Origin of the sequence: Bacillus sp. FSL M8-0350 (assembly GCF_038593345.1) — a bacterium.
GTDB lineage: Bacteria > Bacillota > Bacilli > Bacillales > Bacillaceae > Bacillus > Bacillus safensis.
In genome coordinates this window covers 971155-983149 of sequence record NZ_CP151985.1, presented here as the reverse complement: position 1 = coordinate 983149, position 11995 = coordinate 971155, and the positions used below count along the sequence as shown (strand labels likewise).

Here is an 11995-nt window from a genome sequence, read left to right as displayed (position 1 = left end):
AAGAGACTAAATACCTAAAAAAACCTTGAGCTTATTTTTCGCTCAAGGTCATTTCGTTTACTAAAAGCGGCTCCTTTATATCAAGCCCAGTGCGTGCGCTGCCTTTTTCTGACGATGTGACGCCTTTTTTCAAATCGATCTTTTTAACGTAGCGTCCATCCATTTCCAGCACTTTCATTCGAATATCATCAAGATAGACGGATTGTCCTTCTCTGATATCAATATTCTCTTTTAAGATGAGTCCGCCGATTGTATCAATTTCCTCATCATGATAAGAGATCTCGATCAAATCTTGAACTTCATCTAATCTCACTTTGCCATCTAAAACATAATGATGATCGGCTCTTTTTTGAATAACTGGCTGCTCATCTTCATCGAATTCATCTCGAATATCTCCGACAATCTCTTCTAAAATATCTTCCGTTGTGACAAGTCCAGACGTTCCGCCATATTCGTCAGTTAAGATCGCCATATGCATTCTATCACGCTGCATCTTAACGAGAAGCTCTTGAATAGGAATCGTGTCGATGACCTCAATCACTGGATATATATAATCTTGAATTTTCAGTTGATCTTTTTCTCCTTGATACACAAGATCTGCAAAGAGCTGCTTTTTGTTCAGCATGCCGATGACATGGTCTTTATCTCCTGAAAAAACAGGGAAACGTGTATACTTTTCCTGCGTCATGATGGCGAGGATATCATCTAACGGCATATCTTCTGGAATCGCACAAATTTCTCTCCGCGGTATCATGATCTCTCTGGCAATTCGATTATCGAAATCGAAAATCTTGTTCATATAATTATATTCTGATGGGTTGATTTCCCCATTTTTTAAGCTCTCAGATAATAAAATCTTCAATTCCTCTTCAGAATGGGAATGTTCTTTTTCAGACCCCATATCGATGCCCATCATTTTAGTTAGCAAACGGGCTGATCCGTTTAACACATAAATGAAAGGGAACATAAGGATATAAAATGCATGCAGCGGTCCTGACAGCCATAGCGTCATTTTTTCCGCCTTTTGAATGGCAAGCGTTTTTGGTGCTAGCTCACCTACAACTACATGCAAAAAGGTAATAATAGAGAACGCAAGTGTTGCTGAGATCAGGCTGATTGCTGAATCAGGAATGTTTGTCAAACCAAAACCTCGAACCAAAAGTTCTTTCACAGCCGGCTTACCAATCCACCCTAAACCAAGGGATGTCACTGTAATACCGAGCTGACAGGCTGACAAATATTCATCTAGCCTTGATGTCACCTTTTTCGCCATGATGGCCTTTTTGGACCCTTCGGCAACAAGCTGATTAATTCTTGAACTTCTCACCTTTACTATGGCAAATTCAGATGCAACAAAGAAAGCTGTTAAAGCAATCAAAACACCGACTATACTCAGATTAACAATATCGTCCATTTAACCTTGCTCTTTCTTAGAAGAACAAGGAGTCACCTCCTGATTGATGATGTTATGTTTTGCAAAACGGTTAACTGATTAAATAAGACTACATTGAGGGCCCCACTTAACCACCTCCGGTTCACGTAAAATTCCGCCTCTCTACATATATATGAAACGGTATTCATTTTATCTTACCATAAATAATCTGAAAATTCCTGTATCATCATGCTGTTTTTGACATGACTGACTAAATTGAGGGAAATCCTCCTCTGTTTCTTCTTATTGGCAGGAAATATGAACAATTAACTTGTGTTTCAGACTAGAATTATATTAAACTAATTTCATAAACTATAACGTGACGGTTAGGAGGAGATGTTCAGATGGGGCTGAGAAAAAGTATCGTATTGGTGAACTAGCACAGATTGCACAGGTGACGAAACGAACTGTAGATTATTATACAAATCTAGGTTTGCTTGCGCCTGTTAGATCTTGCTCAAATTATCGTTATTACGATGAATATGCTTTAAAACGATTACAATTAATCGTTCTTTGCAAACAGCAGAGATTGGCTCTTTCTGACATCAAATCCAGATTAGATGAACAATTCCCTTCTCAAAAGGAAGATCATGATGAACTTGTCCATTTAACCTCTGATATCGATCGGATGAATGAGCATATGGACCGCATTTTGGCACGTTGTAAGCAGCTTCAGCCAGAACAACGTGAAAAACTAAAAGAGCAGCTTACTCCTGAAAAAATGACGGCTGTCCAATCATTTTTACTGCTGTTAAGTTAAAATTTTTACTAAACAGGAGGTGTTACCTTCGTTCTCAAAGTCAGAACGAAGGCCTTAATTGGACATAGTTAATTTACTCATAGTCGCTTTACTTATAGCTTTAACCGCGTTTTTCGTTGCATCAGAGTTTGCGATCATTCGCTTAAGAAGCTCAAGAATTGATCAGTTAATCGCAGAAGGTAATAAAACAGCAGTTGCTGTCAAGCATGTAACGACTCATCTTGATGAGTACCTATCAGCCTGTCAGCTTGGTATTACCATTACCGCCCTTGGTATTGGTTGGTTAGGGGAAGAAACAATTGCGCATATGCTTGCGCCGCTCTTTGCAGAGCTGTCCATTCCTCAATCAGCTAGTTCTATTGTCACTTTTATTATTGCGTTTAGTATCATGACGTTTTTACACGTTGTCGTTGGAGAACTTGCACCGAAAACACTCGCCATTCAAAAGGCTGAGCAAGTATCCCTTCTTTTTGCTAGACCACTGATGATCTTTTACAAAGTGATGTTCCCGTTTATTTGGGTATTAAATGGATCTGCTCGTTTGTTAACGAAAGCGTTCGGTCTTCAGCAAGTATCTGAGCATGACATGGCGCACTCTGAGGAAGAATTGCGGATTATTTTATCAGAGAGCTATAAGAGCGGCGAGATTAACCAGTCTGAATTCAAATATGTAAATAAAATTTTCGAATTTGATGACCGTCTGGCGAAAGAAATTATGATTCCTCGTACCGAAGTTGTCAGCTTCCCATATGATATTACCATTGAGGAAATGCTGAAGGTAACAAAGGTAGAGAAATATACACGTTATCCAATTGAAGATGGCGACAAAGACAACATTATCGGTGTTCTTAACATTAAAGAGGTTCTCACTGCCTGCATTAGCGGTGAGTGCTCTACAAGCGATACGATCGAAAAGTTTGTAAATCCGATTATTCATGTGATTGAAACGGTTCCTGTTCATGATTTACTGCTCAAAATGCAGCGTGAACGTGTACACATGGCCATTTTATCAGATGAATATGGCGGTACAGCAGGTCTTGTCACTGTTGAAGACATCCTTGAAGAAATCGTTGGTGAAATTCGTGATGAGTTCGACATTGATGAAATCAACGAAGTGCGTAAACTTGGAGAAGACCATTACATCTTTGATGGCAAGGTTCTTGTTGATCAAGTCAACCTGCTATTAGGTATACAGCTTGATAATGAAGAGGTCGACACAATCGGCGGCTGGTTCCTTACTCAGAAATATGAAGTAGAGAAAAATGACGCCATTCGTGAACAAGGCTATGAATTTATTATTAATGAAGTCGATGGACACCATGTGGCATACATCGAAGTAAAAAAGTTAAATGAACAGTTATTAGAAGCAGCTGAAGAAGGCGCTTCTTAAGACAAAAACGACCCTTGCCTAAGCAAGCGGTCGTTTTTCTTATGCCTTTTCCATTAATTGAGCTTCTAGCTCTTTGATTCTTGTGTTTAATACTTCTGTCATGGCACCTAATCTTTCTTTTGGCGGCAGATGGTCAAATTCAGACAGCTCAATCGGTTCACCGATGATTAAGCGCATTTTCCCTTTTTTGAAAAGGCTTTTCGCATTTGAAGGTCCTTTGTATGCGGCTGGAACAATTGGCGCTTTACCGAGCTGCGCAATGGTAACCGCTCCTCTTTTTAAAGGAACATCCTCTGTAGTACGTGTGCCGCTTGGAAAAATCCCAACGATCTTTCCCTCTTTTAATAATTTAATGGGCGTTTTAATACTGCTTGGCCCAGGATTCTCTCGATCAACTGGAAAGGCATGAATCTTTTTTAAAAATCCACCGATCCATTTATTTGCAAACAATTCTTTTTTCGCCATGTAGTGGATCTCAAACGGAAGAATTCCTGCGCCTAATGCAAGAACATCCACAAAACCCTCATGTGTACAAGCAATGACAAAACCCCGATCAGTTGGCAGATTCTCTTTTTGATATACTTTGATTCCACCTCGGAGACCAAATAATAATTTGACGGTATAGCCTGAAAATTTATACATAGTGCACTTCCTTTGTTTGAAGAATGAAGGATTTGTCTCTATTATAACAAATTTTTTATTACCTGGTACTAAAAATTTGTACGCAGTCCAATCCTCCCTATTTTTTTCGTTTAAAATGAACGTTCTGACTGTATTCAAGCACAAGGTTTTAGGGGAGAATAGAATAGGAATTGTGTCCAATTTTGTCGTTTTTCGATGTTTTTTCCTGATTTGTTCTATTGAAAATACTTTATAAATGATGCAAATTTCGCTATGATAAGGAGAAATGATTTTGATTCGGCGAAAGAAATGAGTAATGTACGGTAATGAGAAGTTTCGTGCAACTTTATGCCTTTCTTATGCGTGTATAACATAGAGGGGAGAAAAATCAGTGACGATCGATGAAATTTATCAAATGTATATGAACGATGTTTACAGGTTTCTGCTCTCCATGACAAAAGACAAACATTTGGCAGAAGACTTATTGCAGGAAACCTTTATGCGTGCGTATATACATATTCATTCCTACGACCATAGCAAAGTGAAACCTTGGTTATTTCAGGTGGCACGAAATGCTTTTATTGATTATGTCAGGAAACATAAAAAAGAAGTGACCATATCGGATGACCTCATTGGCGGTCTTTTACAAACGTCTGTACAAAGCCCTGCTGAACAGGTTGAAATAAAGGAAGTTCTCACCATGTATTTGGAGCAGCTTCCAGATAACTACAAGGAAGCGTTGACATTGTATTATTTAAAAGAGCTAAATTACAAGGAAGCATCCAAGGTCATGAATATTACTGAAGCAAATTTTAAAAGTGTTTTATTTCGTGCAAGGCAGCGCCTAAAAGCACTTTACAACAGAGGTGTTAATGATGAATGAAGAGTTTAACAAGCGATGGGAACAATATAATAATGGTGAGATGAATGAGGAAGAAATGATAGCGTTTGAGGAAGAGCTTGAAGAAAACGAAAAACGCTTAAGCCAGGAACTGAACGACTCGGATTGGACAGATTTTTCCATCAGTCCTGAGAAGCAAAAAGCCATTCTACAATACGGAAAAAGAAAGTCATATTTACGTATTTCCGTACTTGCTGTCATATCGACACTCATTATTTTACCGCTTTGTACATTAGGAAGTTATTTATACTACGGCGTTGGCGGAGCCGAGAGCAAAGGCAATCACTTCATGGAAACAGCGGCTGTCACCGTCGCTTTGACCAAACCAAACGTGGCCATTGATATGAAGGATTTAAAAGGTCAGGTCAAGCTTTTTGGAATGAACACCGAATTGAAGCTGCAAAAGCAAATTGGCAATAAAACAGAAGCCATTGGCAGTGAACAAATCGAGATGTTTTTCGATAAATTAAAGCAGCCTACTATCTCTTATTATGGTGACAGCGCACGCGAAACGGAGGGTTTCTTTACCCATCCTTCGGCGCAGGCAGATGCCTCAAAAAAACAAACACTCACTACGTTAGACAAGCTTCCTGAAGGAACAGTAAGTGAAGTGTATGTATCCTATGACAGAGCTTACACACCAAAGGATATTTATTCCTTTGCTAAAAAATATGATATGAAAGTGCTGTGGAATGCGATTAAAACAGAGGATTCATTAAGTGGAAATCAGCGGCCAATCGGCTTTCCTGGGAAGGACTCTGAATTTTTAAAAGAGCTTCAGCACACATCAAAAACTGAGGTAGATCAATTCAAAGATGCCCTTGCTTATGTTAATCAGCACCCGACATGGGCAACAACGATCTCTGGCAGACCTGATCTTGATCTGTCTAATCGTATACGCTATATAGATCAAAATGGCGTCACCGTTTATGGCTCTGTGGTCACTGGACCTTCTAAAGAAATTGAGAAATTTGTAAAGACAAAACGCATTAAAACGGCAAAAGTGAGCGAGGTGGAATTATGGAATTGGTAAGAATTTTTAAAGAGCATAATGTTTTTGGCTGGATTTCTGTCGGCACAGCGATATTATCCCTGCTCATGCTAAACCTCGCCATTATCAGCAACGTGACATTTTATTCTTTTCAAATGCTTCCTTTTGCAATGGCCGCAGTTCCATTTGGCATTATTGAACTGTTCATTAAAAAAGGCCGTACGGGTCCAGGTTTCCTCGGTGTCGTACTGAATATCTTTGTCATTGTTTGTGTCTATGCCATCGTATCAATCGATGTCGATCTTCAGTTAGGTTTTTAATCAGCACTCAAAAGCAAAAGCCCGTGTTACTTGACTAATGCCAAGCAGCACGGGCTTTTTTCATTTACTTTTTATTCAATTCTGAATGCTTTCTTGAATATAAGAAATACACAACCAGCCCAATGGCAAGCCAGATTAAGAAACGAACAAAGGTGATTGCACCAAGCTTATAAATGAGCAATCCGCAAGATAGAATAGCTAAGATCGGAATAAGCGGAACTGCTGGGCATCTGAAAGCTCGTGGTAAGTCCGGCTGCGTTTTTCTCATCACAATGACCGCCACTGAAATCAAAATAAATGCTGAAAGTGTCCCGATATTCACTAGGCTTGCCAGCTCATCAAGTGGAATAAATCCACCCATTAATGCTGACAATGTACCGAAGAACAGTGTATTGATGTAAGGAGTTTTATGCTTTGGGTGAACTTTTGATAATACCTTTGGCACCAAGCCATCACGAGACATAGCAAACATCACGCGTGTCTGGCCGTACAGCATGACAAGCATTACGGTTGTCATCCCTAGAATCGCTCCGACATCCACAATACCAGCCACCCAGTTTTGTCCGGCTACTTGTAAAACGAGAGACACTGGATGTGATACTCCTTCAAAATTCATGAAAGGAACAATGCCTGTCATAATCGCACTGACAACGACATAAAGCAGTGTACAAATCAATAAGGAAGTAATAATCCCTCTAGGCAGGTTGCGTGATGGATTTTTTGTCTCCTCTGCTGCAGAAGCAACTGCATCAAACCCGATAAATGCAAAGAATACGAGGGCTGCTGCACTTAAGACCCCTGATGTCCCAAATGGTACGAATGGTGTCCAGTTTTCAGGTTTTACATATTTCACAGCGACTAAAATAAAGAGCAGAATCACAGCAATTTTCATAATAACCATGATGTTATTGACTCGTTTTGATTCTTTAATACCAAAGTACAGCAGGAAGGTGATGACCATTAAAATAATAAATGCTGGAAGATTAAAATATGTCACTTGCCCTTTTAAACCACCTGGTGCTGCTGTTAACTCAACTGGTATATGAATCCCTATCCCATTTAAAAAAGACACAAAATAGCCTGACCAGCCCGCTGAAACGGCACTAGCGGCCAGCATATATTCTAATATTAAATCCCATCCAATGATGAATGCTAGAAATTCCCCCATTGATGCGTACGTAAATGTATACACAGACCCTGATACAGGCACTGTGGAAGCAAATTCCGCATATGACAGTGCTGCAAACAAACAAGCAAGACCTGCGATGACAAATGATAGAACAAGTCCTGGCCCCGCAGTGACGGCTCCTGTACCTGTTAGAACAAATATCCCTGTCCCGATAATGGCTCCAATGCCCAGCATGGTTAAATCAAATGAACCCAATTCCTTTTTTAATGCTTTTTCCCCTTGTGTTGCCGCAATGAGCTCTGAAATGCTCTTTTTTCTAAACAATGAATTGCTCATACCATCACTCCCAAAACTTAGTATCAGTCTAAAGACGCCACACTCATATAATTCACAATATTTTCTGAATATTTAGATTAAATTTAGCACAATAAATTGGTGGCGTAAAATTATTATATATGAAAATTAAAAAATGAAAACACTTTTTTTAAAAATAGAGTGAAAATTCTTATATATCAACGAAAATATTGTCAATAAAACGGTTAGATTTTCTTCAATCCTTATTCAATTGATAGTTTGTCTCCCTCTATTTATGATACAACATGGAAGATTATATTTTTTTCATATACTTATTATTCAACAAAAATAAGACCCTTTTTTTAAAAGCGGGTCCACAATTATGTTATTTTAAAGCCTTTAGACTGATAGTGATCTATGAGAAAAAGACCAGTTCTGCGGCATAAATGATATATGAAAAAAGAGACTGCTTCATAGCAGTCTCTTAAAATGAATTAGTTTACAAATGTTTTCGCTCCAAGATAAATAGGCTTCCAATAGCTTGATGTCATATCACTGATCGTTACACCGTCAGAAGCAGCATGGATAAACTTATTGTTCCCAAGATAGACACCCATGTGAGATGGACCTGATTTATACGTTGTAAAGAAGACAAAATCTCCAGCCTTCGGTTTGGACACACTTTTCATCGATCCCCAGAAACCTTCAGTTGTTTGTCTTGAAATCTTTTTTTGTTTGTTAATGATATACCACATAAATCCGCTGCAATCAAAGCCCTTCGGTGTCGTTCCACCCCATCTATATGGAGTACCGTTTTGCGCTTTAGCATCTGCTATAAGCTTAGACGTGTTTAAGGAAGAAGTAGAGACTGTTTTTTCTTTCACAGGTTTCGTCTTTACTTTAGACGTCTTTTTCACCTTTAGCTTTTGCCCGATTTTAATGAGGTCTGTTTTAAGTTTATTTAACGATTTCAGCTCTTTCACAGTCATCCCGTATTTTTTGCCAATCTTAGATAATGTATCACCTTTGACAACTTTATGAGTGGCAGTTGCTGAAGCCGTTTTTACTTTTGTTGTTGTTTTTGATGTCTTCACTGCTTTTTTCGAAGAAGTGCCATTCACTTTTAAGGTTTGTCCAACATAAATCACGTTAGATTTCAGCTTATTGTCTGATTTAATTTTGCTCACGCTTGTTTTGTATCTTTTCGCTAGAACAGAAAGAGAGTCACCTTTTTGAACTTTTACTGATTGTGCTGAGGCAGCTCCGGCAAATAATGTCGTCCCAAGTAGAACTGCACTTGCAGCTGTGATCAATTGTTTTTTCATTTGTTCCTCCTGTATGTATCTATCTGATCCGAATTTTTATCTACTCCCTATTATAAGGATCAAATACCAGAAGAAATAGTCTTGACTTCCTACGACATTATGCTTATTAATTCGGCAAAATTTATTTTTTTTTAGGGTTCTTTTTATTTCATTTTTATTACACAATCATGACAAAATAATCGCATCTTGTCATGGATAAATGATACATTCATTTCTCTTTTTGGTTCATTCTATGTAAAGTGGACCTTTACAATTTTAAAGTGAACTTTACGGTGCTGTAAAAAGGAATCCACACTTCTGCTCTACCATTGTAAACGTAAGAGCGATACATAAACAATGAGGAGGCAAAATGAATGAGTGTGTTGAAAAGCTCGAAAACGAAAATCGCTGCAGTGGCAGCAGCATCTGTGCTATCGATTGGCATTTTTTCAGGGATTGAATTTGGACAAGCTGACAAAGCTGAGGCTAAAAAGAAGCCGAAAAATGACGTGCAAAATGTGATCGTGCTGATTGGAGATGGCATGGGAACACCCTATCTTTCAACTTACCGCTCATTTAAACACAACGGTGACCTTTCAAAGCAAACAGCGTTTGACCCTTACCTCACTGGCATGCACAAAACATACCCTGACGACTCTAAAAATAACATTACCGATTCAGCAGCAGCTGGTACAGCCATGGCTACTGGTAAAAAGACATACAACAATGCCATTGGTGTAAACAAAAACGGCAAAAAACTAAAAACCGTTTTAGAAGAAGCCAAACGAAAAGGAAAATCGACGGGTCTTGTCGTGACATCTGAATTAACAAATGCTACGCCTGCTGCGTATGCCGCTCACGATGTGTCTAGGAAAAACACTGCAGCCATCGCTGATGACTTCTTCGATGAGAAAATCGGAAAACAGCATACAGTCGATGTCATGCTTGGCGGAGGACTTGTCGATTTTGTCCGAAAGGATCGTGATCTGACGAAGGAATTCAGACAAGCCGGTTATGATTATGTCACCAATAAAGCCGCCTTACAAAAAAACAAAAATGAAAAAGTGTTAGGCATTTTTGCTGATGGAGGTCTCGATAAAGCCATTGATCGTGATCAAACGACCCCTTCCCTGCAAGATATGACATCCTCAGCTATCAAACAGCTGTCTAAAAACAAAAAAGGATTTTTCCTTATGGTCGAAGGCAGTCAAATTGACTGGGCTGGACATGATCATGATATTGTCAGTGCAATGAGCGAAATGAAGGATTTTGAAAAAGCATTTGAAGAAGCGATTCGTTTTGCGAAAAAGGATAAAAACACGTTAGTCATCACGACCGCAGATCATTCAACTGGCGGACTTTCCTTCGGAGCAGACGGTTCAGGCAGCTGGGATTACAAACCGGTCAAAGCAGCGAAAAAAACGCCTGACTTTATCGCAAACAAAATTGTCAGCGGCATGACTGTCGAGTCAGCGCTGAAACAATATATCAATCTTGATTTCACAAAAGAAGAAACAGCATCTATTCAAAAGGCCGCTGAAACAAAAGATACTGTTAAAATTGATGATGCGATTGAAGAAGTGATCAATACAAGATCACATACAGGCTGGACAACTTCTGGTCATACCGGTGATGAAGTTCCATTCTTTGCGTATGGCCCAACAAGCCAGCAGCTAAAAGGTCTGATGGAAAATACAGATCAAGCAAAACATATCTTTAAATTACTTCATCAATAAAACGAAGAACATTGTAAGAGCAGGTGTAGAAAATGCCTGCTCTTTTTATTGTTCAATCTTCCAGTTGAAATTTCTGAAAATAAAGATATTGACAAATTGTTTATTTGTCTTACAATTAAACAAAAGAGTTTTTGGTAGCGCTTACCTTTCTTTTTAACAAATTACAGGAGGTTTTTAGCAATGATTCAAGGTAGAAGAGCACCAGAAGGCATATTAGGTTTTCCTATCGCTCCTTTTCAAGCAAATGGTCAGCTTTCTGAGGAAGCACTATTTCAAAACATTCAATTCTTACTAGACGAAGGGCTCGATGCCATTTTTATTGCATGTGGGTCGGGAGAATTTCAGTCTATTAGTCAAAAAGAATACGAGCAAATGATTGATGTGGCACTTGCAGCTGCCGGTGGTCAAGTTCCTGTTTATTCAGGAGTTGGCGGAAATTTAAATACCGCACTGGAGTGGGCGAAAATTTCCGAGAAAAAAGGCGTTGACGGTTACTTATTACTCCCTCCTTATTTAATTCATGGTGAACAAGAAGGACTATATGAATACGCCAAAACCATTATAGAAAGTACAAACCTAAATGCCATCTTATATCAACGAGATAATGCTGTTCTTTCTGTGCAGCAAATCAAACGGCTCACTTCTTTTGAACAGCTTGTTGGTGTAAAAGATGGGGTCGGTGATATGGATTTAAACGTGAATCTTTCCTATACAATAGGCAGCAGGCTCAGCTATATAAATGGATTGCCTATGGCAGAGGTCACAATGCCGGCTTACTTACCGATTGGTTTTCATTCCTATTCCTCCGCAATTTCTAATTATATCCCGCACATCTCAAGAATGTTTTATCACGCACTAAAAACGGGTGATCAAGAAACGGTCAAGGACATTTACACAACTGTTATTCTACCGATTAACCGGATTCGCCAACAGAGAAAGGGCTATGCCGTCTCACTCATTAAAGCCGGCATGAACATCATGGGACATTCTGTCCGCAATTCAGCAAGACCGCCTGTTGTTCCTGTAGAAAAAGAACACTATCAAGAACTAGAGAACATTTTACAGCACGCAATGGAACGCTTCCCGAAAAAAGCGGCTGTGAATTAACGAAAGAAAG

General features: G+C 39.0%; 11 protein-coding genes. 7 read left to right on the top strand and 4 right to left on the bottom strand.

Going from position 1 to position 11995, the window contains the following annotated elements; genetic code table 11:
• Window positions 1–31: 31 nt before the first annotated feature.
• Window positions 32–1414: a hemolysin family protein gene (locus NSS80_RS04950; protein WP_041116973.1), complete on the bottom strand. Its 1383-nt coding sequence runs from the start codon at window positions 1412–1414 to the stop codon at window positions 32–34.
• A gap of 337 nt (window positions 1415–1751) precedes the next feature.
• On the opposite strand from NSS80_RS04950, the gene NSS80_RS04945 reads away from it, so the two are divergent.
• Window positions 1752–2192, top strand: a complete 441-nt coding sequence (locus NSS80_RS04945; RefSeq protein ID WP_034667702.1) for a MerR family transcriptional regulator — start codon at window positions 1752–1754, stop codon at window positions 2190–2192.
• A gap of 58 nt (window positions 2193–2250) precedes the next feature.
• Window positions 2251–3582, top strand: a complete 1332-nt coding sequence (locus NSS80_RS04940; protein WP_034282244.1) for a hemolysin family protein — start codon at window positions 2251–2253, stop codon at window positions 3580–3582.
• Between the two features lie 39 nt (window positions 3583–3621).
• Here the strand turns inward: NSS80_RS04940 and NSS80_RS04935 are convergent, their stop codons facing one another.
• Window positions 3622–4224, bottom strand: coding sequence for a 1-acyl-sn-glycerol-3-phosphate acyltransferase (locus tag NSS80_RS04935; RefSeq protein ID WP_024425286.1), 603 nt, complete (start codon window positions 4222–4224; stop codon window positions 3622–3624).
• A gap of 370 nt (window positions 4225–4594) precedes the next feature.
• Between NSS80_RS04935 and NSS80_RS04930 the strand changes: the two genes are divergently transcribed.
• From NSS80_RS04930 to NSS80_RS04920, 3 genes are read left to right on the top strand one after another with little or no spacing between them, the layout of a single operon-like run.
• Window positions 4595–5086, top strand: a complete 492-nt coding sequence (locus NSS80_RS04930) for a sigma-70 family RNA polymerase sigma factor (RefSeq protein WP_024425287.1) — start codon at window positions 4595–4597, stop codon at window positions 5084–5086.
• Window positions 5079–6137: an anti-sigma factor gene (locus NSS80_RS04925; RefSeq protein WP_024426591.1), complete on the top strand. Its 1059-nt coding sequence runs from the start codon at window positions 5079–5081 to the stop codon at window positions 6135–6137. The genes NSS80_RS04930 and NSS80_RS04925 overlap by 8 nt, the downstream gene beginning before the upstream one ends.
• Complete coding sequence (locus NSS80_RS04920) at window positions 6125–6415, top strand: hypothetical protein (RefSeq protein ID WP_024425288.1); 291 nt, start codon at window positions 6125–6127, stop codon at window positions 6413–6415. The genes NSS80_RS04925 and NSS80_RS04920 overlap by 13 nt, the downstream gene beginning before the upstream one ends.
• A gap of 64 nt (window positions 6416–6479) precedes the next feature.
• Here the strand turns inward: NSS80_RS04920 and NSS80_RS04915 are convergent, their stop codons facing one another.
• Window positions 6480–7880: an amino acid permease gene (locus NSS80_RS04915; protein WP_024425289.1), complete on the bottom strand. Its 1401-nt coding sequence runs from the start codon at window positions 7878–7880 to the stop codon at window positions 6480–6482.
• Between the two features lie 452 nt (window positions 7881–8332).
• Complete coding sequence (locus NSS80_RS04910) at window positions 8333–9163, bottom strand: C40 family peptidase (RefSeq protein WP_024426592.1); 831 nt, start codon at window positions 9161–9163, stop codon at window positions 8333–8335.
• Between the two features lie 353 nt (window positions 9164–9516).
• Here NSS80_RS04910 and NSS80_RS04905 point away from each other — a divergent pair, with 353 nt between their 5' ends.
• Both NSS80_RS04905 and kdgD read left to right on the top strand, forming a co-directional pair.
• A complete protein-coding gene (locus NSS80_RS04905) occupies window positions 9517–10878 on the top strand; it encodes an alkaline phosphatase (protein ID WP_342498438.1) in 1362 nt (453 codons plus the stop codon).
• A gap of 180 nt (window positions 10879–11058) precedes the next feature.
• Entirely contained in the window at window positions 11059–11985 is a 927-nt protein-coding gene (gene kdgD / locus NSS80_RS04900) for a 5-dehydro-4-deoxyglucarate dehydratase (RefSeq protein WP_061109609.1), read from the top strand.
• The last annotated feature ends 10 nt before the right edge of the window (window positions 11986–11995 follow it).

Coding starts and splice junctions, on each gene's coding strand:
- NSS80_RS04950 (WP_041116973.1), bottom strand. CDS start 1,414: ATGGACGATATTGTTAATCTGAGTATAGTCGGTGTTTTGATTGCTTTA.
- NSS80_RS04935 (WP_024425286.1), bottom strand. CDS start 4,224: ATGTATAAATTTTCAGGCTATACCGTCAAATTATTATTTGGTCTCCGA.
- NSS80_RS04925 (WP_024426591.1), top strand. CDS start 5,079: ATGAATGAAGAGTTTAACAAGCGATGGGAACAATATAATAATGGTGAG.
- NSS80_RS04920 (WP_024425288.1), top strand. CDS start 6,125: ATGGAATTGGTAAGAATTTTTAAAGAGCATAATGTTTTTGGCTGGATT.
- NSS80_RS04915 (WP_024425289.1), bottom strand. CDS start 7,880: ATGAGCAATTCATTGTTTAGAAAAAAGAGCATTTCAGAGCTCATTGCG.
- NSS80_RS04910 (WP_024426592.1), bottom strand. CDS start 9,163: ATGAAAAAACAATTGATCACAGCTGCAAGTGCAGTTCTACTTGGGACG.
- NSS80_RS04905 (WP_342498438.1), top strand. CDS start 9,517: ATGAGTGTGTTGAAAAGCTCGAAAACGAAAATCGCTGCAGTGGCAGCA.
- kdgD (WP_061109609.1), top strand. CDS start 11,059: ATGATTCAAGGTAGAAGAGCACCAGAAGGCATATTAGGTTTTCCTATC.